Source organism: Vibrio sp. YYF0003, assembly GCF_036350715.1.
GTDB classification, from domain to species: domain Bacteria; phylum Pseudomonadota; class Gammaproteobacteria; order Enterobacterales; family Vibrionaceae; genus Vibrio; species Vibrio natriegens.
Window position 1 is genome coordinate 1 of record NZ_JAZDWA010000008.1, and the last position, 22,144, is coordinate 22,144.

20 protein-coding genes are annotated in these 22,144 nt (G+C 46.3%); 17 read left to right on the forward strand and 3 right to left on the reverse strand.

Features of this window, described 5'->3' with window-relative positions:
- Positions 1 to 208 precede the first annotated feature (208 nt).
- Complete coding sequence (locus V1U08_RS19410; protein ID WP_330471280.1) at positions 209 to 1,384, reverse strand: 2-octaprenyl-3-methyl-6-methoxy-1,4-benzoquinol hydroxylase; 1,176 nt, start codon at positions 1,382 to 1,384, stop codon at positions 209 to 211.
- 335 nt (positions 1,385 to 1,719) lie between these two features.
- Between V1U08_RS19410 and miaB the strand changes: the two genes are divergently transcribed.
- From miaB to lnt, 5 genes are all read left to right on the forward strand, one after another.
- Positions 1,720 to 3,144: a tRNA (N6-isopentenyl adenosine(37)-C2)-methylthiotransferase MiaB gene (gene miaB / locus V1U08_RS19415; RefSeq protein ID WP_014231058.1), complete on the forward strand. Its 1,425-nt coding sequence runs from the start codon at positions 1,720 to 1,722 to the stop codon at positions 3,142 to 3,144.
- Between the two features lie 72 nt (positions 3,145 to 3,216).
- Complete coding sequence (locus V1U08_RS19420) at positions 3,217 to 4,314, forward strand: PhoH family protein (RefSeq protein WP_014231057.1); 1,098 nt, start codon at positions 3,217 to 3,219, stop codon at positions 4,312 to 4,314.
- 2 nt (positions 4,315 to 4,316) lie between these two features.
- Positions 4,317 to 4,781 (forward strand): rRNA maturation RNase YbeY, encoded by a 465-nt coding sequence (gene ybeY / locus V1U08_RS19425; protein ID WP_239951773.1) that lies wholly within the window; start codon positions 4,317 to 4,319, stop codon positions 4,779 to 4,781.
- Between the two features lie 104 nt (positions 4,782 to 4,885).
- Positions 4,886 to 5,785: a CNNM family magnesium/cobalt transport protein CorC gene (gene corC / locus V1U08_RS19430; RefSeq protein WP_014231055.1), complete on the forward strand. Its 900-nt coding sequence runs from the start codon at positions 4,886 to 4,888 to the stop codon at positions 5,783 to 5,785.
- A 34-nt stretch (positions 5,786 to 5,819) separates the two neighbouring features.
- The gene (gene lnt, locus V1U08_RS19435) at positions 5,820 to 7,337 is read left to right on the forward strand and encodes an apolipoprotein N-acyltransferase (RefSeq protein ID WP_330471281.1); all 1,518 of its coding nucleotides are present in this window, start codon (positions 5,820 to 5,822) and stop codon (positions 7,335 to 7,337) included.
- A gap of 41 nt (positions 7,338 to 7,378) precedes the next feature.
- On the opposite strand, the gene V1U08_RS19440 is transcribed toward lnt, so the two are convergent.
- Positions 7,379 to 7,849, reverse strand: coding sequence for a zinc ribbon-containing protein (locus V1U08_RS19440; RefSeq protein WP_014231053.1), 471 nt, complete (start codon positions 7,847 to 7,849; stop codon positions 7,379 to 7,381).
- Positions 7,850 to 8,003: 154 nt separating this feature from the next.
- Between V1U08_RS19440 and leuS the strand changes: the two genes are divergently transcribed.
- The 12 genes from leuS to lipA all read left to right on the forward strand — a co-directional run bounded on the left by leuS (position 8,004) and on the right by lipA (position 20,561).
- Positions 8,004 to 10,580, forward strand: coding sequence for a leucine--tRNA ligase (gene leuS / locus V1U08_RS19445; protein ID WP_020333724.1), 2,577 nt, complete (start codon positions 8,004 to 8,006; stop codon positions 10,578 to 10,580).
- Between the two features lie 157 nt (positions 10,581 to 10,737).
- Positions 10,738 to 11,280 carry an LPS-assembly lipoprotein LptE gene (locus V1U08_RS19450; RefSeq protein WP_014231051.1) on the forward strand — a complete coding sequence of 181 codons (543 nt, stop codon included), beginning with the start codon at positions 10,738 to 10,740 and terminating at the stop codon, positions 11,278 to 11,280.
- A gap of 5 nt (positions 11,281 to 11,285) precedes the next feature.
- On the forward strand, positions 11,286 to 12,305 hold the full coding sequence (holA, locus tag V1U08_RS19455) for a DNA polymerase III subunit delta (protein WP_239951767.1): 1,020 nt from the start codon (positions 11,286 to 11,288) through the stop codon (positions 12,303 to 12,305).
- Between the two features lie 87 nt (positions 12,306 to 12,392).
- Positions 12,393 to 12,710, forward strand: a complete 318-nt coding sequence (rsfS, locus tag V1U08_RS19460) for a ribosome silencing factor (RefSeq protein WP_020333722.1) — start codon at positions 12,393 to 12,395, stop codon at positions 12,708 to 12,710.
- 4 nt (positions 12,711 to 12,714) lie between these two features.
- Positions 12,715 to 13,185, forward strand: coding sequence for a 23S rRNA (pseudouridine(1915)-N(3))-methyltransferase RlmH (gene rlmH, locus V1U08_RS19465; RefSeq protein WP_010446437.1), 471 nt, complete (start codon positions 12,715 to 12,717; stop codon positions 13,183 to 13,185).
- A gap of 29 nt (positions 13,186 to 13,214) precedes the next feature.
- On the forward strand, positions 13,215 to 15,140 hold the full coding sequence (gene mrdA, locus V1U08_RS19470) for a penicillin-binding protein 2 (protein ID WP_330471282.1): 1,926 nt from the start codon (positions 13,215 to 13,217) through the stop codon (positions 15,138 to 15,140).
- Positions 15,140 to 16,261 (forward strand): rod shape-determining protein RodA, encoded by a 1,122-nt coding sequence (gene rodA / locus V1U08_RS19475; RefSeq protein WP_020333719.1) that lies wholly within the window; start codon positions 15,140 to 15,142, stop codon positions 16,259 to 16,261. Before mrdA ends, rodA begins: the two co-directional genes overlap by 1 nt.
- A gap of 2 nt (positions 16,262 to 16,263) precedes the next feature.
- On the forward strand, positions 16,264 to 17,070 hold the full coding sequence (locus V1U08_RS19480; RefSeq protein ID WP_330471283.1) for a septal ring lytic transglycosylase RlpA family protein: 807 nt from the start codon (positions 16,264 to 16,266) through the stop codon (positions 17,068 to 17,070).
- Between the two features lie 93 nt (positions 17,071 to 17,163).
- Complete coding sequence (locus V1U08_RS19485; RefSeq protein WP_014231045.1) at positions 17,164 to 18,342, forward strand: serine hydrolase; 1,179 nt, start codon at positions 17,164 to 17,166, stop codon at positions 18,340 to 18,342.
- A 139-nt stretch (positions 18,343 to 18,481) separates the two neighbouring features.
- Positions 18,482 to 18,760 (forward strand): DUF493 family protein YbeD, encoded by a 279-nt coding sequence (ybeD, locus tag V1U08_RS19490; RefSeq protein ID WP_014231044.1) that lies wholly within the window; start codon positions 18,482 to 18,484, stop codon positions 18,758 to 18,760.
- A gap of 176 nt (positions 18,761 to 18,936) precedes the next feature.
- Positions 18,937 to 19,599, forward strand: coding sequence for a lipoyl(octanoyl) transferase LipB (gene lipB, locus V1U08_RS19495; RefSeq protein ID WP_330471284.1), 663 nt, complete (start codon positions 18,937 to 18,939; stop codon positions 19,597 to 19,599).
- Positions 19,596 to 20,561 carry a lipoyl synthase gene (gene lipA / locus V1U08_RS19500; protein ID WP_014231042.1) on the forward strand — a complete coding sequence of 322 codons (966 nt, stop codon included), beginning with the start codon at positions 19,596 to 19,598 and terminating at the stop codon, positions 20,559 to 20,561. Before lipB ends, lipA begins: the two co-directional genes overlap by 4 nt.
- Before the next feature lie 248 nt (positions 20,562 to 20,809).
- Here lipA and glyA read toward each other — a convergent pair whose 3' ends face one another.
- Complete coding sequence (gene glyA / locus V1U08_RS19505; protein ID WP_020333718.1) at positions 20,810 to 22,060, reverse strand: serine hydroxymethyltransferase; 1,251 nt, start codon at positions 22,058 to 22,060, stop codon at positions 20,810 to 20,812.
- Positions 22,061 to 22,144: the final 84 nt, after the last annotated feature.

Below are 22,144 nucleotides of genomic sequence, written 5' to 3' on the forward strand. Positions count from 1 at the left end.
CGGAATTGGTAGACGCACCAGATTTAGGTTCTGGCGCCGCAAGGTGTGAGAGTTCAAGTCTCTCCTTCCGCACCATTATCGGAAAACCCAGCATTAGTTTGCTGGGTTTTTTCTTTTTTCTGTTTCTGGACTCGATGAATCTCTGATTTGTCGAATTAAAAAAGCGAGCTCTTGGCTCGCTTTTTTTCTATCTGCTATTTATTTCTGATCACATACCCAACGCGTATTTCAACACTTGCGCTTTAATTGGCCCTGAATGTTCAGCCAACTTTAATGCCGCATTGCGTGCAAGCTTCAAAGGCCCTAAATCATTGCTAAAGCCTTTGTAGAAAAAGTCCATACCCGTTTGCATTAACAGATTATCAGGACGACGTGCTCGCTCATATTTGGCCAAAAGCGGCTCAGTGAGTTCTTCCTGACCTAGTGTAACCGACAGCAACACATCAACATCTTTAAAGCCTAGGTTCACACCCTGCCCAGCTAACGGGTTAATGGTGTGAGCGGAATCTCCGACGAGTACGCAGCCTCTATTCGAATATGACTGAGCATGACGGCGAGTTAAAGGGAACGAACCAAACTGCAGAACCTCTATATCCCCTAATTCTTTCGGGAAGTAACTTATAATTTCGTTTTTTAATTGTGGCTTGGTCATGGCACCAAGTTGCTTGATGCGTTTTGGCGAATCATACCAAACCAGAGATCCTTGCCCTACTTCCTGACCATCTTCAGTAAGTGAACATAAAGGTAAGAAAGAGCGAGGACCACTTGGCGTAAACTGTTGCCAGGTAATATCTTGTTGAGGCAACTCGGTCTTTACGTTGATCAGCATACAGTGTTGGCGATAATCCCAAGCCGTGATCCCGATTCCGGCAAGCTGACGCACTTTTGAGTTAGCACCATCGGCGCCAATCACCCATTGGGCCTCAAATTGCTTACCACTCTCTAAAGTCACTCGATTAACGTCACCAAATTCGATTGTTTTTAGGCGTTCAGGACACTCTACAGTGAGGTTGTCATGGTTATCGAAGGCTTGCCATAAACCTAACTGAATCAGGCGGTTTTCAACAATATAACCAAGTTGCTCTAGAGACAGTTCATCGGAATGGAATCGTGTGCGACACTCTGGATGCTCCCATGTTTCCAAACGACGGTAAGGACAGACACGCATCGCTTGGATCGATGCCCATGCACCCAGTGATTCAAGCAACTTAACGGATTGGTGTGAGATGGCGGATACACGAATGTCCATCGCTTGTGACGGTTCAAACGCCTTTGGCTCTGTGCCTTCGACAACAACAACACTTCTGCCCTGCTGTGCGAACCCTATCGCGATTGCCGCTCCAACCATGCCTCCACCGATTACGGCGATGTCATATCTGTTCATTTTTTGTTCTTCATTATCTTGATTAAATTGCCTTTTCAATTGTACTTTCAGCCAATCCATTTACAAAACGGTTTATTTTCCCTCTTCCTAAAGATGCGGACTCTGCGTAAATTTACCCATTTGTAAACCGAGTGTTTCTGCCTGATTTGCGAGCTAAAAAACCTTGTTCGATATAAGGCAAAAGCCTAGATTTCATCAGGCTTTGCAGAGAATTAGCCAGATCACTAGTCAGGTGCTTTTTAAAGCAGTACAATACGCCGCTTACCGCCGTGATGGCGGCTATAATTTGAGCAATAGCTCTCCGATTTAAGTACAACTGAACGAGCGAAAGTGAGATGAGTAAGAAACTGCTAATTAAAACCTGGGGCTGCCAGATGAACGAATACGATTCATCAAAAATGGCCGACCTGCTTAATGCTGCAAACGGCTATGAGCTGACGGAAGAGCCAGAGGAAGCAGACGTACTTCTACTTAACACCTGTTCGATCCGTGAAAAAGCGCAAGAAAAAGTTTTCCACCAGCTTGGCCGTTGGAAAACACTAAAAGATAAAAAACCTGGCGTAGTCATCGGTGTGGGTGGTTGTGTAGCAACACAAGAAGGCGACCATATTCGTGAACGTGCACCATACGTTGACGTTATTTTTGGTCCACAAACTCTGCACCGCCTGCCAGAGATGATCAAACAGTCTCAATCTGACGATGCTCCAGTCATGGACATTTCTTTCCCAGAAATTGAGAAGTTCGACCGCCTGCCTGAGCCACGCGCGGAAGGTGCAACGGCATTCGTTTCAATTATGGAAGGCTGTTCTAAGTACTGTACTTACTGCGTAGTACCATACACACGTGGTGAAGAAGTTAGCCGTCCGATGGATGACGTATTGTTCGAGATCGCTCAGTTAGCGGAACAAGGCGTACGTGAAGTTAACCTACTAGGTCAAAACGTAAACGCATACCGCGGCCCAATGCACGACGGTGAGATTTGTTCATTCGCTGAACTGCTTCGTCTGGTTGCATCTATCGATGGTATCGACCGTATTCGTTTCACGACTAGCCACCCGCTAGAGTTTACAGACGACATCATTGCTGTTTATGAAGATACACCAGAGCTAGTAAGCTTCCTGCACTTGCCAGTACAAAGTGGTAGTGACCGTATCCTAACCATGATGAAGCGTCCACATACAGGCATCGAGTACAAGTCTATCATCCGTAAATTGCGTAAAGCGCGTCCTGATATTCAGATCAGTTCTGACTTTATCGTTGGTTTCCCTGGTGAAACAGACAAAGACTTCCAAGACACAATGAAGCTGATCAAAGACGTAGACTTTGACATGAGCTTCAGCTTTATCTTCTCTCCACGTCCTGGTACACCAGCAGCGGATTACCCATGTGATGTATCTGAACAAGAGAAGAAAGAGCGTCTATACGAACTTCAACAAACGATTAACCAACAAGCTATGCGTTACTCTCGCTTAATGCTTGGTACAGAGCAGCGTGTACTGGTTGAAGGCCCTTCTAAGAAAAACCTAATGGAACTGCGCGCTCGTACAGAAAACAACCGTGTAGTAAACTTTGAAGGTAGCGCCGACCTAATTGGTCAGTTCGTAGACGTGAAAATTGTAGACGTATTTGCAAACTCATTGCGTGGTGAGCTAGTACGTACTGAAAAAGACATGGACCTTCGTAGTGTGATTTCACCAACGCAAATGATGGCGAAAACACGTCGCGAAGATGAGCTGGGTGTAGCTACTTTTACGCCTTAAGCTCGTACAAATAGCCATGGAGAGCCTGGTCGTTATCAGGCTCTCAGTAAATGGCAAAAATGAGAGGCAACATTGAGCAATAAAATAGTAACTCTAGAAATCAACCTAGAACCTTCAGACAACCGCCGACTAGCTAGCCTGTGCGGTCCTTTCGATGACAACATCAAGCATTTAGAACGCCGTCTGGGCGTTGAAATCAACCACCGTAGTGACCACTTTACCATTGTTGGTAAACCACACACTTCTGCTGCTGCTCTGGATATCCTGAAATCACTTTATGTCGATACCGCACCTGTGCGTGGCGAGATCCCAGACATCGAACCTGAGCAGATCCATTTATCGATTAAAGAATCAGGCGTTTTAGAACAAAACACTGAATCAAACATTGAACACGGTAAAGAAGTGTTCGTGAGAACCAAAAAAGGCGTAATCAAACCACGTACTCCTAACCAGGCTCAATACTTGGTTAACATGGTGACTCACGATATCTCGTTTGGTATTGGCCCGGCAGGTACAGGTAAGACTTACCTTGCAGTAGCGGCAGCGGTTGATGCTTTAGAGCGTCAAGAAATCCGTCGTATTCTTTTGACTCGTCCAGCGGTTGAAGCGGGTGAGAAACTGGGCTTCCTGCCTGGCGATCTCAGCCAAAAGGTTGACCCATACCTTCGTCCACTGTACGACGCACTGTTCGAGATGCTAGGCTTTGAGCGCGTTGAAAAACTGATTGAGCGTAACGTGATTGAAGTTGCACCACTGGCTTACATGCGTGGTCGTACCCTGAATGATGCCTTTATCATTCTGGATGAAAGCCAAAACACGACGGTTGAACAGATGAAAATGTTCCTGACGCGTATTGGTTTTAACTCACGTGCAGTCATCACTGGTGACGTGACTCAGATTGACTTGCCACGCGGTGCAAAATCAGGCCTTCGTCACGCAATCGAAGTACTGAGCGAAGTCGACGACATCAGCTTTAACTTCTTCCAGGCAGATGACGTTGTGCGTCACCCTGTTGTGGCTCGTATTGTTAACGCGTACGAGAAATGGGAAGCGCAAGACCAGAAAGAGCGTAAAGAGTTTGAAAAGCGTCGCCGTGAAGAGCGTGATGCCAAACTGCTTGAAGCGGCAAAAGCTGAACTAAGCGCTCAAGTTACTGCGACTAAGGAATAAAGATGGCGATTGAACTTGATCTTCAACTGGCAGTCGAAAACGAAGAAGGCTTGCCTTCTCAGGAAGACTTTCAACTGTGGCTGGATAAGACTATTCCTCTGTTTCAGCCGCAGGCAGAAGTCACCATTCGTATTGTCGATGAGCAAGAGAGTCACACTTTAAATCACGAATATCGTGGTAAAGATAAACCGACTAATGTGCTATCTTTCCCATTTGAAGTCCCTCCGGGTATGGAAATGGATCTGCTTGGTGACTTGATTATTTGTCGTCAAGTAGTTGAAAAAGAGGCGATAGAACAGAATAAACCTCTGTTAGCACATTGGGCGCATATGGTTGTACATGGCAGCTTGCATCTGCTAGGTTATGATCATATCGAGGATGACGAAGCCGAAGAGATGGAGTCCCTCGAAACAGAAATCATGCAGGGTATGGGTTATGAAGACCCTTACATTGCTGAAAAAGAGTAACCTCGGTTGCTCAACAGGGAAAGGCGAATCACCTACATTACCCTCGTGTTCGTCTTTCTACGTGAGCTATCACACTTCTGATAGCGTTACTTAATTGAGAAACAATGAACGAAGATAATTCTCCCTCTTCTAGCGAAGGTAAGAAAGAAAAGGCAGAAGGTCCGAGTAGAAAGTCCTTCTTTGAACGTCTAGGTCAACTTTTCCAGGGCGATCCTAAAGACCGCCAAGAGCTTGTGGATGTTATCCGCGACTCAGAAGAAAATGACCTGATTGACCACGACACCCGCGATATGCTCGAAGGTGTTATGGAAATTTCCGAAATGCGCGTGCGTGACATTATGATCCCGCGTTCGCAAATGGTTACTGTTGAGCGCACTTACGATTTAGATACGCTAATCGCGCTAATCACGGATGCTCAACACTCGCGTTACCCTGTTATCAGCGAGGATAAAGACCATGTGGAAGGCATTCTACTTGCGAAGGACTTACTCAAATACTTAGGCTCAGGCAGCAACCCATTTGATATTGAAGAAGTAATTCGACCTGCAGTCGTGGTTCCGGAAAGCAAACGGGTCGACCGCCTGCTAAAAGAGTTCCGCGAAGAACGCTATCATATGGCGATTGTTGTCGATGAATTCGGCGGCGTTTCAGGCCTCGTAACCATTGAAGATATCCTTGAAGAAATCGTTGGCGATATCGAAGATGAGTTTGACGAGTCGGAAGAGACTGACATCCGTAAGCTAAGCAAACATACGTTTGCTGTCAGAGCTCTGACAACGATTGAAGAGTTTAATGAGACATTCGGCACCAACTTCAGCGATGAAGAGGTGGATACCGTAGGTGGTATGGTAATGACTGCCTTTGGTCACCTGCCTTCTCGTGGTGAACTGGTTGAAATTGAAGGCTATAACTTCAAAGTCACCGCTGCCGATAACCGTCGTGTCATTCAACTCCAAGTGACTATTCCAGACGAAGAAACACTGGTTGAAGCCACTCAAGAGTAACGCGATACCCTACCGGGAATATCAGAAAAATATAATGATGAATGTACTCTTTCATCGCCTCAAGCGGCCTTTAGTGGCCGCTTTTGTTGGCGCTTCCACAACACTGGCTTTTGCTCCTTACCAACTATGGCCTATCGCTATTCTTAGCCCTGCGATACTGCTTATCCTTCTTGCCAACCAAACGCCTAAACGCGCACTTTGGATCGGTTATTCATGGGGCCTTGGCCAATTTGCTACCGGCGTCAGCTGGGTATACGTCAGTATTGCTGGCTATGGCGGTATGCCGCTGATTGCCAATCTATTCTTAATGGGTCTGTTAGTTGCCTATCTGGCGATCTATTCGGGTCTGTTTGCCTGGCTAAAAAACAAGTTCTTTCCTCAATTCACCTTAACTACCGCACTACTTGCCGCGCCTGCTCTTTGGTTGATTACCGATTGGCTACGTGGCTGGGTAATGACAGGTTTCCCATGGCTATGGCTCGGATACAGCCAGATTGACGCCCCGCTGGCGAGCTTTGCTCCAATTGGCGGTGTAGAGCTTCTCACTCTGTTTATTATCATCTCTGCTGGCGCATTGGCATACGCTTGGTTACATAAACAGTGGCTAGTGGTGGTAATACCGGCTGTACTTTTGAGCACAGGTTTTGGTATCCGTCAGTATGATTGGGTGACGCCTCGTTCTCAGGACGTCACCAAAGTCGCGCTGATCCAAGGCAATGTCGACCAAAAACTGAAATGGCTGCCAACACAGCGCTGGCCAACCATTATGAAGTACACCGATTTGACTCGTGAAAACTGGGATGCGGACATCATTGTCTGGCCAGAAGCGGCGATTCCCGCTTTTGAGATAGAAGTGCCTTCATTTCTACAGAACTTAGACAGTGCTGCAAAAATGAATCACAGCGCCATTATCACTGGTGTAGTGAATCAGGACGAAGACCGACAGTTCTACAATAGCATTCTTTCTCTCGGAGCGACGCCATATGGCGATTACAGCTTTGACTTAACAGAACGTTACCATAAGCATCATTTGCTGCCATTTGGTGAGTTTGTGCCGTTTGAGGACATCTTACGCCCACTTGCGCCTTTCTTTAATTTGCCGATGTCTTCATTCAGTCGAGGGGATTTTGTGCAGCCAAACATCGTCGCGAATGGCATGCATATGGCACCTGCGCTGTGTTATGAAATCATTTTTAACGAGCAGGTTCGTCAAAACGTCAACGACGAAACAGATTTCATCCTCACGCTTTCTAACGATGCGTGGTTTGGGCATTCGATTGGTCCACTTCAGCATATGGAAATCGCCCGTATGCGTGCACTGGAGCTAGGCAAGCCTCTGATCCGCTCAACGAATAACGGATTAACTGCCGTCACAGACCACAAAGGTAAGATTATCGAGCAGGTACCGCAGTTTAAAACTGCAGTGCTGCGTGCAGAACTGACTCCAACCGATGGGAAAACGCCCTATCGACTCGTTGGCACCTGGCCATTGTATATTTGGGTAGCATTAAGTTTGATGCTCGCTTGGTGGACACCAAGAAAGAAAAGCTAATCAACTAAAAAGAGGCCAAACGGCCTCTTTTTTCATACTTGTTAAGGTTTTAAAGACTGACGACTAAAGCCAGTATGACCACATTTGATACACGGAATAATAACGGTTGGATGGTTATACGTGGTTTTATGACCACATTCATCACACACTAAAGTACCCAAACCAATCACATCACCAGCTTCATACAGGCCTTGATGCTCGAGGTCATCAAATAACTCAACCCATTCAACCTTGGTCCGGTCAGTAATTTCTAACAATCCTTGCCAGATTGAATCTGCAATCGTGAGGTAAAAAGGGCCACTTTTACTGTCTTCGTAATTTTCTGAAAACTCTTTTAAGTCAGATTTGACGTACGCTTTAATCAAAGCCAACTCATCTTTAGTCAGGTCATTCGCGGCTTCCACCACTTTGCCTGACGTCTCTATCGCTTTGTTAACTTCTTCAGGACTGTGCTTCAAGGTTTCAATCACATCCTCGAGCATTTCCTCATAACCTGTTTTACGTTTAGGCATAACTGACCTCCATCTTTCTCCTACCTGCGTGACTTGAGTACGCAAGGGTACAGATTGGCTATTGTTGTGATCCCTAGCTTTAGGTATTCTATGACGATCTATTTAAGTCTGTTCTAACCGAACTCACAAATTCCAAGATAACCGGATATCATCGATGCAAGAGCAATACAACCCACAAGACATTGAACAGAAAGTTCAAAAGCACTGGGATGACAACAAGACCTTTGTTGTAAGTGAAGACCCAAATAAAGAAAAATTCTACTGTCTATCTATGTTCCCATACCCAAGTGGTCGACTGCACATGGGTCACGTGCGTAACTACACCATCGGTGACGTAGTATCTCGTTTCCAACGCCTACAAGGCAAAAACGTGATGCAACCTATCGGTTGGGATGCATTCGGTCTGCCTGCAGAAAACGCAGCAGTAAAAAACAAGACAGCACCAGCGCCATGGACTTACGAAAACATTGAGTACATGAAGAACCAGCTTAAGCTTCTAGGCTTTGGTTACGACTGGAACCGCGAATTCGCGACCTGTACGCCAGAATACTACCGTTGGGAACAAGAGTTCTTCACTAAGCTTTACGAAAAAGGCCTGGTTTACAAGAAGACCTCATCAGTGAACTGGTGTCCAAACGACCAAACCGTTCTAGCGAACGAACAGGTTGAAGATGGCTGCTGTTGGCGTTGTGACACGCCTGTAGAGCAAAAAGAGATCCCTCAGTGGTTCATTAAGATCACTGAATACGCACAAGAGCTACTGGACGATCTAGACAACCTAGACGGCTGGCCTGAAATGGTGAAAACCATGCAGCGTAACTGGATTGGTCGCTCTGAAGGTGTCGAGCTTAAGTTCCAAGTGAAAGACCAAGCTCAAGATCTAGAAGTTTACACAACTCGTCCTGACACACTTATGGGTGTGACTTACGTGGGTATCGCAGCAGGCCATCCTCTTGCAGCATTAGCAGCAGAGAACAACCCAGAGCTTGCAGCATTTATCGACGAATGTAAGAACAACAAAGTTGCTGAAGCTGAGCTAGCGACAATGGAGAAGAAAGGTATGGCGACTGGCCTTACTGCGATTCATCCATTGAACGGCCGTGAAGTACCAGTATACGTAGCAAACTTCGTACTGATGGACTACGGTACAGGCGCGGTTATGGCAGTACCTGCTCACGACCAACGTGACTACGAATTTGCAACTAAGTACGGTCTGGACATCGTTCCTGTAATCAAACCAGTTGACGGCAGCGAGCTAGATGTTTCTGAGGCAGCATACACAGAGAAAGGCGTTCTGTTCGATTCTGGTGAGTTCGACGGTCTTGAATTCCAAGCAGCATTCGATGCAATCGCAGCGAAACTAGAAGCAGAAGGTAAAGGCACTAAGACTGTTAACTTCCGTCTACGTGACTGGGGTGTATCTCGTCAACGCTACTGGGGTGCACCAATCCCAATGGTAACGACTGAAGACGGTGAAGTTCACCCAGTACCTGCTGACCAACTACCAGTGATTCTTCCAGAAGACGTGGTGATGGACGGCGTAACGAGCCCAATCAAAGCAGACAAAGAATGGGCGAAGACTACATTCAACGGCGAACCAGCTCTACGTGAGACTGACACGTTCGATACGTTCATGGAATCTTCTTGGTACTACGCGCGTTACTGTTCACCACAAGCAGACGACATCCTGGATCCAGAAAAAGCAAACTACTGGCTACCAGTAGACCAGTACATCGGTGGTATCGAGCACGCTTGTATGCACCTATTGTACTCACGCTTCTTCCACAAGCTTCTGCGTGATGCGGGCTACGTAACGTCTGATGAACCGTTCAAGCAACTACTATGTCAAGGCATGGTACTGGCAGACGCGTTCTACTTCGAAAACGAGAAAGGCGGCAAAGAGTGGGTTGCACCAACTGACGTGAAAGTTGAGCGTGACGGTAAAGGCCGTATCACCTCAGCTACCGATAACGAAGGTCGCAACGTTGAGCACTCAGGCATGATCAAAATGTCTAAGTCGAAGAACAACGGTATCGACCCTCAAGAGATGGTAGACAAGTACGGTGCTGACACAGTACGTCTGTTCATGATGTTCGCTTCTCCAGCAGACATGACGCTTGAGTGGCAAGAGTCTGGCGTAGAAGGTGCAAACCGCTTCCTGAAACGTGTTTGGAAACTAGTGAAAGAGCACACAGCAAAAGGTGCAGCAGAAGCCGTTAACGCAGATGCACTTTCTGGTGATCAAAAAGCACTACGTCGTGACGTTCACAAGACCATTGCGAAAGTAACCGATGATGTAGCTCGTCGCCAGACATTCAACACGGCTATCGCAGCAATCATGGAACTGATGAACAAGCTAGCGAAAGCGCCTCAAGAGTCAGCACAAGACCGTGCTATCCTTGATGAAGCTCTTAAAGCAGTAGTTGCAATGCTTTACCCTATCACTCCGCACATTTCATACGAGCTATGGACTGCACTGGGTGAGACTGACATCGACAACGCGACTTGGCCAACTTTCGATGAGAAAGCACTGGTTGAAGACGAAAAAACAATCGTTGTTCAAGTTAACGGTAAGCTACGTGCGAAACTGACTGTTGCAGCAGACGCAACTAAAGAGCAAGTTGAAGAGCTTGGTCTGAACGATGAGAACGTAACTAAGTTCACCGAAGACAAAACCATCCGTAAAGTCATTTACGTTCCGGGTAAACTTCTGAACATCGTTGCAAACTAATCATAGTCTGCAATTTCTCTCAGCTTAGCGAACTTATTCGCTAACCAAGAGTCATTAAACAGGGTAGTCCTCTACCCTGTTTATTTACCTCAAACCATTCCCACTGAGTGGTTTAAGGTAAATATCCCCCTTATGCAATTTAGGATGAATACAATCAATGCGCTTTTTCTCTTTGATTAAACTACCTGTGGTATTGGTATTAGCCGGACTTCTCTCTGCCTGTGGTTTTCACCTTCGCGGCGAATACTCTGTACCGGAAGAGCTGCACACCATGTCATTCACCAGTTACGATGAATACAACCAGCTAACCCGCTACGTGAAATCTCAGCTCACGCTGAATAAAGTAGAATTAGTTCAACCATCGTCAAGCGTACCAAACTTACATCTGATTGAGACAAGCCTTGAAGAGCGCACGCTATCGCTTTACCAAAACAGCCGTGCGGCAGAGAAAGAACTGACTTACGTTGTACAATACCGTGTCACGATCCCGGGTTATGGCACGAAGAACTACACCACTACAGTCAATCGCAACTATCTGGATAACCCACTGACAGCCTTGGCTAAGTCGGTTGAACGCGACGTGATTAAAGATGAAATGCACTTACAAGCTGCCAAGCAAATGATGCGTCAGTTAGGACGAGTGCGTGCAGAATACGAGTCTGGCGAAATTAACCAGCCAACTGCGAACACGAATTCTTAAGTAACATGCGAGTATATGCTGACAAGCTGGCGGATCATTTAGCCAAGCACATCAAGCCGATTTACCTGATCTTTGGTAATGAACCACTATTAATTCAAGAAAGCCGTCAAGCAATCCAAAAAACCGCATTCCAACACGGTTTTGAAGAAAAGCATCGCTTTGCGGTTGATGCGAGCTTAGATTGGAATCAGGTTTATGACTGCTTTCAAGCGCTCAGCCTGTTCTCCAGCCGCCAACTCATTGAGCTCGAAATACCAGAAAGTGGCATCAACACCGCAATAAGCAAAGAACTGCAGGCACTGTCAGACATGATGCATGACGACATCATGCTGGTCATCATCGGTAGTAAGCTGACTAAGGCGCAGGAAAACAGTAAATGGTTTAAATCGCTCAGCGCGAAAGGTGACTGGGTAAGTTGCCTGACACCAGACCTCCAGCGCCTGCCAATGTTCATTCAGGCTCGTTGTCGCAAACTTGGATTAAAACCAGACCAGCAATCGCTGCAAATGCTCGCTCAGTGGCATGAGGGCAACCTGTTTGCACTGTCGCAAAGCTTAGAGAAACTCGCTCTGCTTTACCCTGATGGCGAACTCACCATCGTGCGTTTAGAGGAAGCGTTAAGTCGACACAACCATTTTACAACGTTCAACTGGATTGATGCTTTGCTTGCAGGAAAAGCTAACCGTGCCCAACGTATCTTACGTCAGCTTGAAGCTGAAGGCGTGGAGGCGGTGATTCTTATTCGTAGCGTGCAAAAAGAGTTCAACCAACTGCTGAGCATGCATCAGGATTTGACCAAGATGAACATAAACCAAGTGTTTGAAAAATACCGTGTGTGGCAAAATAAACGCCCTTTGTATAACGCAGCCTTGACTCGTCTTTCAGCCAGAAAAATCTTTAAGCTTGTGTCTCTTCTTACTCAGGCAGAGATAAAAGCTAAAACCCAATATGACGAATCCGTCTGGCCAACTATGCATCAATTGAGCCTGGAAACCTGCTCTCCTGATATTAAGCTGGCAATTTAAAAACCAAAGCGTGATATAGTGCGCGACCCGTTTTGCCAGATTAGCGCAAAACTATTTAGAGATAAGAGACAAACCGAGGAAAACCGAGTGCTTCGCGAAGAACTGAAAGACTTTCTAGCTGATAAAGCCGACGATATGAAAGCGGAAGATATCATCATCCTGAATGTGGAAGGCAAATCAAGCGTGACAGATTACATGATCATCTGCACGGGCACATCTAAACGCCACGTTTCATCCATCGCTGATCACGTTGCGACTGAAGTAAAAAAAGCAGGTCTTGAACCTTTGGGCATGGAAGGTGAGAACGAAGGTGAATGGGTGGTTCTGGATATGGGCGATGCCATGCTGCACGTGATGCAAGAAGAACACCGCGAGCTATACCAACTAGAAAAACTCTGGGGTTAATCTTTTGAAAATTCAACTCATTGCTGTTGGTACAAAAATGCCAAAGTGGGTCGAGGAAGGCTTTCAAGAGTATCGCCGTCGTTTCCCGCACGATATGCCACTTGAACTCGTGGAGATTCCTGCCGGAAAACGTGGCAAGAACGCTGACATAGCTCGCATTCTGCAAAAAGAAGGCGAAGCGATGCTGGCCGCAGTGCCAAAAGGGAGCCGTATCGTCACTCTGGATATCCCTGGCAAAAAGTGGGACACCCCACAACTGGCTGAACAACTGGAAGCCTGGAAACTGGATGGGCGTGACGTATCGATTTTAATCGGCGGCCCTGAAGGTCTGGCTCCAGCATGTAAAGCAGCTGCAGACCAAAGCTGGTCATTATCAGCCTTAACGTTACCGCACCCTCTGGTACGTATTGTTATGGCTGAAAGCTTATACCGAGCGTGGAGCATTACCGCTAACCACCCTTACCATCGCGAATAATCGCTGTTTAACTTTAGAGCCAAGCGTTAATGATTCATAGACGCCGCAGTCAAATTCGAGATTATCAAGCCGAAGCGCGCCTGTTTGCCAGCCGCGCTATCGTTGCATTTATCGGTATCGTCATTTTGATGGGAGCCCTGGTCGCCAACATGTACAACATTCAGGTGAACCAGTTCCAAGATTACCAAACTCGCTCTAACGACAACCGTATTAAAATCGTACCAATTGCGCCCAACCGCGGGCTTATTTACGATCGCAACGGTGTGTTACTGGCGGAAAACCGCCCTGTCTTTAACTTGGAGCTGACTCCAGAAAAAGTGAAAGACATTGATGAGACCATCAAAGAGCTGCAAACCATTCTGGAAGTCACACCAGAGCAAATTGAACGCTTTCATCGCGAGCGAAAACGCACCCGTCGCTTTAAATCTGTTCCTCTTCTCACTCAGCTGGACGAAAAGCAGGTTGCCGTATTTTCAGTCAACCAATATCGCTTTCCCGGCGTAGAAATCAGTGCGACCCTAAAACGTTACTACCCATTTAGTGAAGTGCTTACCCACGTGATTGGCTATGTTTCTCGCATCAACGATCGAGACATACAACGGCTGATTCGTGAAGAAAAAGCCTCGAACTATCAAGCGACCCGTGACATCGGTAAGCTCGGCATTGAGAAATATTACGAAGATATTCTCCATGGAACTGCTGGCTACCAAGAGGTCGAGGTGAACAGTCGTGGTCGGGTGATCCGTACACTGAAATATGTCCCACCCGTTCCTGGCAAAGATATTGTATTGAACCTGGACATTAATCTGCAGCTTTATGTGCACCAGTTGCTTGATGGTCGTCGCGGCAGTGCCGTGGTTATCGACCCAAGAGATAACGGTGTGCTAGCGATGGTATCTAGCCCGAGCTACGATCCCAATGCCTTCGTTCATGGTATTTCTGGTAAGGCTTACCGTGCGCTACTTAACGATAAAAACCGACCTCTGGTAAACCGAACGACATTAGGTATTTATCCACCAGCGTCAACCATCAAACCATTTATGGCCGTTGCCGCGCTACAAGAAGGCGTTGTGACTCCACAAACAACCCGTAATGATCCAGGCTACTGGCGTATTCCAAATTCAGACACTCGCCCATTCCGCGACTGGCTACGTTGGGGACATGGCCGTGTTGATATCATCAAATCAATTGAAGAGTCAGTGGATACCTTCTTCTACCAAGTGGCTTACGATATGGGCATCGATCGCATTTCCAGCTGGATGATGATGTTCGGCTTTGGTGATTACACCGGAATTGATATTTACGAAGAAAGTAAAGCAAACATGCCAACCCGTGAGTGGAAAATGTCTCGCCACAGAACACCTTGGTATAAAGGCGATACGATCCCGGTAGGTATTGGTCAGGGTTACTGGACTGCAACGCCGATGCAAATCGCTAAAGCAACCTCAGTGCTGGTCAACGACGGAGCCGTTACCGCGCCACACTTGCTTAAAGCTTCCATCAACAATGGTGGCGATTTCGACGAGCAGCACTCAGAGGAATACTTGAGTTATCCGCCGATTAAAGACGTACCGAAAAAGTACTGGGATATGGCGAAAGAAGGCATGCGCCGTGTAAACCATGGGGTTCGAGGTACAGCTCGTCGTTCGTTTTACGACATGAGCTACGAAACCGCAGGTAAATCCGGTACCGCTCAGGTATTTGGCTTGGCTGAAGACGAAGAGTACAAGGCAGATGAAGTTGCCGAACATTTGCGTGACCACGCCTTATTTACTGGTTTTGCACCGTTTGATGATCCAAAAGTAGTCGTGACTGTGGTACTCGAAAACGCGGGTGGCGGCTCAAGTAATGGCGCGCCTGTAGCAAGAAAAATCTTTGACCGTGTCGTACTCGGCCCAGAAAAAATCGAGCCTGAAGAAGATGAAAACAACGTTAAGCAAGAGGCTACTCAATAATGAAAATGGATCCCTCTACAGGTAAAAACCGAGCCCTGTTTGAACGCTTCCATATCGACTTGCCACTCCTGCTAGGCATTTTAGCGTTGATGGCATTTGGCTTGGTGATCATGTACAGCGCGAGCGGCCAAAGCCTGGCGATGATGGATCGTCAGGCCATGCGTATGGTGCTCTCTCTTGTGGTGATGGTAGTGCTTGCACAACTTTCTCCACGCACCTACGAGAGTCTCGCGCCCCTGATGTTTGCGTCAGGAGTCATCCTGCTTTTTGGTGTGCTGTTTTTTGGTGAAGCGTCCAAAGGTGCCCAACGTTGGCTAAACCTTGGTTTCGTCCGATTCCAGCCATCTGAATTACTCAAGCTGGCCGTGCCGCTAATGGTGGCTCGTTATATTGGTCGTCAGCCACTTCCGCCAACCTTCAAAACCTTGATGGTTGCCTTAGTCATGGTGTGTGTACCGACCATTTTGATTGCGAAACAGCCTGATTTAGGCACTTCGATCCTGATCGCGGCATCCGGTATTTTCGTTATCTTCCTTGCAGGCATCAGTTGGAGAATCATTGCAGCTGCGGCTGTTGCTCTGGGTGGCTTTATTCCAATTCTGTGGTTCTTCCTGATGCGTGAGTATCAGAAAACGCGTGTACGAACCTTGTTTAACCCAGAGTCTGACCCCTTAGGTGCGGGCTACCATATCATCCAGAGTAAAATTGCGATTGGTTCTGGTGGTATTTCAGGTAAGGGCTGGTTACACGGGACACAATCTCAGCTGGAATTTTTGCCAGAGCGACACACTGACTTTATCTTTGCAGTAATTGCTGAAGAATGGGGTATGATTGGTTTTCTTTGCTTATTAGCCATCTATCTCTTCATTATTGGTCGAGGCCTGTACCTTGCTAGCCAAGCACAGACCGCATTTGGACGAATGATGGCAGGCAGTATTGTACTTAGCTTTTTTGTGTATATTTTCGTAAATATCGGCATGGTAAGTGGCATCCTGCCTGTCGTAGGCGTACCGTTACCTCTAATCAGTTACGGTGGCACTTCAATGGTGACCTTGATGGCTGGCTTTGGTATTTTAATGTCAATTCATACGCACAGAAAAGCATTCTCTAAGGCGACCTAGACATGCAAAAACGCGCTTTATATTCCTTAGTTTTTTCTGCAGTTATTTTGGCTGGATGCTCATCAACCAGCCAGAAAACTCAGCAAGATGGCCGCTACGAACTTGAGTCTGATGTCGCGCCAGACACACCACTTTCAGTGGATCATATTGAAGACGCCTACCCTAAGTACGAACCATACAGCTTAGGCGGCAACAGAGACTACCATCTCCTCGGTAAGAACTACCAAATTGTACGCAACGCGAAAGGCTTTACCGAACAAGGACGAGCGTCCTGGTATGGTAAGAAATTTCAGGGCCATTTGACGTCCAACGGTGAAATCTACGATATGTACTCAATGACAGCGGCACACAAAACACTGCCTCTACCGAGCTACGTCAAAGTGACTAACACCGATAACGGCAAAACAACGGTAGTACGCGTGAATGACCGAGGTCCATTCCATGATGGCCGAATTATTGATTTAAGCTACGCGGCGGCACATAAGTTAGATGTACTTAAAACTGGCACCGCGAATGTCAAAATTGAAGTCATCAGCGTAGATAAACCGACCGACAAAAAGTCTTTGGACGAGCATCCTAAATACGTAATTCAGGTCGCATCTTCAAAAAATGAAAATCGCGCCCGAACTTTAGGCTCAGAACTCGGTCAAAAGCTGGATACGGATACTTTCCTTGAAAATGCGAAAGAATCGTATCGCTTGTTATTAGGCCCGTTTAGTGACTATTCCCTGACGCAAGCCACACTGGATAAAGTAAAATTGCTCGGCTATTCGTCTGCATTTATTAAAAAACACAACACTGTAAAATGACGTAGGTTCATGGATTTCTCATTGAATCCCCTCTGATTATCGCTGGGGATTCTGATAAGATGTCCGCAGTTAAACCCAAAAATTTGAATTACCATGAATAAAAATAAGTTTGTGAAATCTATTCTCGTCTCATCCGTTGTTCTTTCAGCAACCTTTGCTCAATCAGCTCTTGCCGCACCGATCGTGGTACCAGACTCTCCTCAAATCGCAGCGAAAGGCTACGTACTGATGGATTACCATTCAGGTAAAGTACTGGCAGAGAAAGAGATGAACACAAAGTTGTCTCCTGCTAGTCTGACCAAAATGATGACCAGCTACGTTATTGGCCAAGAGCTAGCGCGTGGTAATATTTCAGAAGATGATGATGTAACCATCAGTAAAAACGCATGGGCAAAAAACTTTCCGGACTCTTCAAAGATGTTCGTCGAAGTTGGCACCACTGTAAAAGTAAAAGACCTGAACCGTGGCATTATCATCCAATCAGGTAACGATGCATGCGTGGCAATGGCAGAGCACATCGCCGGTTCGGAAGATGCTTTCGTTGATCTAATGAACGCATGGGCAAACACGCTGGGTATGAGTAACTCTCATTTTGCCAACGTGCACGGTTTAGATAACCCAGAACTTTACTCAACGCCATACGACATGGCACTGCTAGGTAAAGCGCTTATCCGTGATGTACCAAACGAGTACCGCGTTTACGCTGAGAAGAAGTTCACCTACAACGGCATTACCCAATACAACCGTAACGGCTTGCTTTGGGATAAGAGCATGAACGTTGACGGTATCAAGACAGGCCACACAAGTAACGCTGGTTACAGCTTGGTAAGCTCAGCAACTGAAGGCCAAATGCGTCTGGTTGCGGTAGTGATGGGCACTAAAGATGCAAACGCTCGTAAATCAGAAAGTAAAAAGCTGCTAAGCTACGGCTTCCGCTTCTTCGAAACTGTTGCTCCACACAAAGCTGGCGAAACATTCGTAGAAGAAAAAGTATGGATGGGTAACAAAGACACTGTGGCACTGGGTCTGGATAAAGATACTTACGTAACCCTTCCACGTGGTGAAGCTAAGAATCTAAAAGCAAGCTTCGTACTTGAAAAAGAGCTAGAAGCCCCAATTAATAAAGGTGATGTAGTTGGTAAGCTATACTATCAAATCGATGGTGAAGATATTGCCGAATACCCGCTAATGGCACTGGAAACCGTAGAACAAGGCAGCCTATTCAGCCGTATGTGGGATTACATCGTATTGTTAGTTAAGAGCTTCTTCTAAAGACAGCTAAAGATTAACAAACCGATTCATTAAGCCGCCGACTATGGCGGCTTTTTAAGTCAATAATCCTTGCCTTGAGTTCACCTTAAATTGACTGTACTATTTCGCACCGCAACGAATACCAACTGGAGTTACCGATATGCTAACCATCAACTCTGATGCTAAATTAAAAGACCTGCTTGAGTTCCCTTGTTCTTTTACTTACAAGGTAATGGGTCATGCAAAGCCTGAGCTTCCAGAACTTGTTCTTGAAGTCATTCAGCGCCATGCACCTGGTGACTACAGCCCAACAGTAAAACCTAGTGCGAAGGGCAACTACCACTCGGTGTCTATCAATATCACAGCGACCTCAATCGAGCAGGTTGAAGTCCTATATAAAGAACTGGGCGAAATCGACATCGTTCGTATGGTTCTATAAAAATTTGATAAATTAAATTTTTTTTGAAAGCAGCTTCGGCTGCTTTCTTTTTATATATCAACAAGATAGTAGAAAAACACTTACCTTTGAGTTAAAAAACTGTTACTCAATGGTAGAGTAGAAGGATTATCCAGTTTATAATCCAAACACTTTATATAATCGCGACAGGAAATGCCATGCAACACCAACTTGTTGTAAAACGACTTGGCCGCCAGGACTATGAGCCCGTATGGAAGGCAATGCATGAGTTCACAGACCAACGTACAGAAGAAACACCTGATGAAGTTTGGTTGGTAGAACATAACCCAGTATTTACTCAAGGTCAGGCAGGTAAAGCCGAGCATCTGATCAACACTGGTGATATTCCTGTCGTGCAAAGCGACCGCGGCGGTCAAGTGACTTACCATGGCCCAGGCCAGTTAGTCGCATACTTCCTGATTAACCTGCGTCGCAAAAAATTAGGAGTACGAGATCTCGTTACCAGCATAGAGAACCTCGTGATCAACACGCTAAAAGCATACAATATCGACTCTGCAGCAAGACCAGACGCTCCTGGTGTCTACGTCGATAGTAAAAAAATATGCTCTCTCGGCTTACGTATTCGTAAAGGCTGTTCCTTCCATGGCCTCGCCTTAAACGTCAATATGGATTTAACACCATTCCTGCGCATTAACCCTTGCGGGTATCAAGGCATGGAAATGGTTCAGGTAAGCCAATTTGGTGGACCGGACGATGTGGAAGCTGTAGAAAAGCAACTAATAGAAGAACTCGTTACTTTGCTCGACTACGAGCAAGTGGAATTCAGCACAGAAGCACCTTCTCAAGGTAATAAAGCATGAGCAAACCAATCCAGATGGAAAAAGGCGTTAAATATCGTGACGCCGACAAAATGGCATTGATTCCAGTAAAGAACATGCCTACAGAGCAGAAACAAGTGCTGCGTAAGCCTGATTGGATGAAGATCAAGCTACCAGCCGATAGCCAACGAATCCAAGACATCAAAGCAGCAATGCGTAAGAACAAACTTCACTCTGTATGTGAAGAAGCATCTTGCCCGAACCTGGCTGAATGTTTTAACCACGGTACTGCAACCTTTATGATTCTGGGCGCAATCTGTACTCGTCGTTGTCCTTTCTGTGATGTTGCTCATGGCCGTCCATTACCACCAGAAGCGGAAGAGCCACAAAAGCTGGCGAAAACCATCGCTGATATGAAGCTGAAGTATGTAGTAATCACTTCTGTAGACCGTGATGATCTGCGTGACGGTGGTGCACAGCACTTCGCTGACTGTAACCGCGAGATCCGTGCGTTGAACCCTAACATCAAGATTGAAACTTTGGTTCCTGACTTCCGTGGTCGTATGGACGTCGCACTGGATCTGATGAAAGATAACCCGCCAGATGTTTTCAACCACAACTTGGAAACTGCGCCACGTCTTTACCGTAAAGCTCGTCCAGGTGCAAACTACAAGTGGTCTCTACAACTGTTGAAGAAATTCAAAGAACAGCACCCAGATGTACCGACTAAGTCAGGTCTGATGATGGGTCTTGGCGAGACTAAAGAAGAGATCGTCGAAGTACTGAAAGATCTGCGCGAACACGGCGTAACGATGCTAACGCTTGGTCAGTACCTGGCGCCAAGCCGTCACCACCTGCCAGTAGAACGTTACGTTCCACCATCAGAGTTTGATGAGCTTAAAGAGATCGCACTGGAACTTGGTTTTACACACGCAGCGTGTGGTCCATTTGTTCGCTCTTCATACCATGCCGATATGCAGGCTCAAGGTATCGAAATCAAGTAATCAATTGATTATTAAAGCTAAAAAGGTTGGCACTTCGCCAACCTTTTTTTGTGTCTGGCATTTTTTGTATCTAGCAAATGATGCTAAAAAGTCATTCCAAACGCCAGACAAACAAAAGGCCCTCAATTGAGGACCTTTAATATATCAATGTTCAAAGTAGATGAGTCGAGTTCTAGGAGAACACACGGAGTTTGCGCGAGCAAATGAGTATGTTCGACACCGAAATCGGCTCACTCTATGAAGAACAATTATGCGTAAACTGGTAGACGCTTACAAATATCTAGCACTTTCTGTTTTGTCGCTTCGATAACTTCTTCGTTGTCGATGTTATCAAGAACGTCACACATCCAGTTCGCTAGCTCTTTTGCGTCTTCTACTGTGAAGCCACGGCGAGTGATTGCTGGCGTACCTACACGGATACCAGACGTTACGAATGGGCTACGTGGGTCATTTGGTACTGAGTTTTTGTTTACTGTGATGTTCGCTGCGCCTAGTGCTGCGTCAGCTTCTTTACCAGTAATGTTCTTGTCGATTAGATCAACTAGGAACAGGTGGTTTTCTGTACCATTAGAAACGATTTTGTAACCGCGTTCTTGGAACTGAGCAACCATTGCTTTCGCGTTTTCAACTACGCGAGCTTGGTATGCTTTAAATTCAGGTTCCATAGCTTCTTTGAACGCTACTGCTTTACCAGCGATAACGTGCATTAGAGGGCCACCTTGACCACCAGGGAAAACAGCTGAGTTCAGCTTTTTGTACATGTCTTCGCCAGCGTTAGACAGGATAAGACCACCACGTGGACCTGCTAGTGTTTTGTGCGTCGTTGTTGTTACAACGTGTGCGTATGGTACTGGTGTTGGGTAAACGCCTGCTGCGATAAGACCAGCAACGTGAGCCATATCTACGAATAGGTAAGCATCAACTTTGTCTGCGATTTCACGCATGCGTTTCCAATCAACGATTTGAGAGTAAGCTGAGAAACCACCGATGATCATCTTAGGCTTGTGCTCAATCGCAAGCGCTTCCATCTCGTCGTAGTTGATTTGACCAGCTTCGTCGATACCGTAAGGGATAACGTTGTAGTGCTTACCAGAGAAGTTTACTGGTGAACCGTGAGTCAGGTGACCACCGTGTGCCAGGCTCATGCCTAATACTGTATCGCCTGGGTTCAGAAGCGCCATGTATACTGCGCTGTTTGCTTGAGAACCAGAGTGAGGCTGTACGTTTGCGTATTCACAACCGAATAGTTCACATGCACGATCGATTGCTAATTGTTCCGCTTTATCTACGTACTCACAACCGCCGTAGTAACGCTTGCCTGGGTAGCCTTCAGCGTATTTGTTCGTTAGCTGAGAACCTTGAGCTTCCATTACACGTGGGCTTGTGTAGTTTTCAGAAGCGATAAGTTCAATGTGTTCTTCCTGGCGAAGAGTTTCTTCCTGGATAGCTGCGAACAGTTCCGCATCGTAATCTGCGATGTTCATATCACGCTTAAGCATCTGTATCTCCTGACTCAGATTAGTACTGAAATTGGCAAAAAAACTGTTTAATGACCGAGCGCAAACGTTTCCGTCACCCTAATG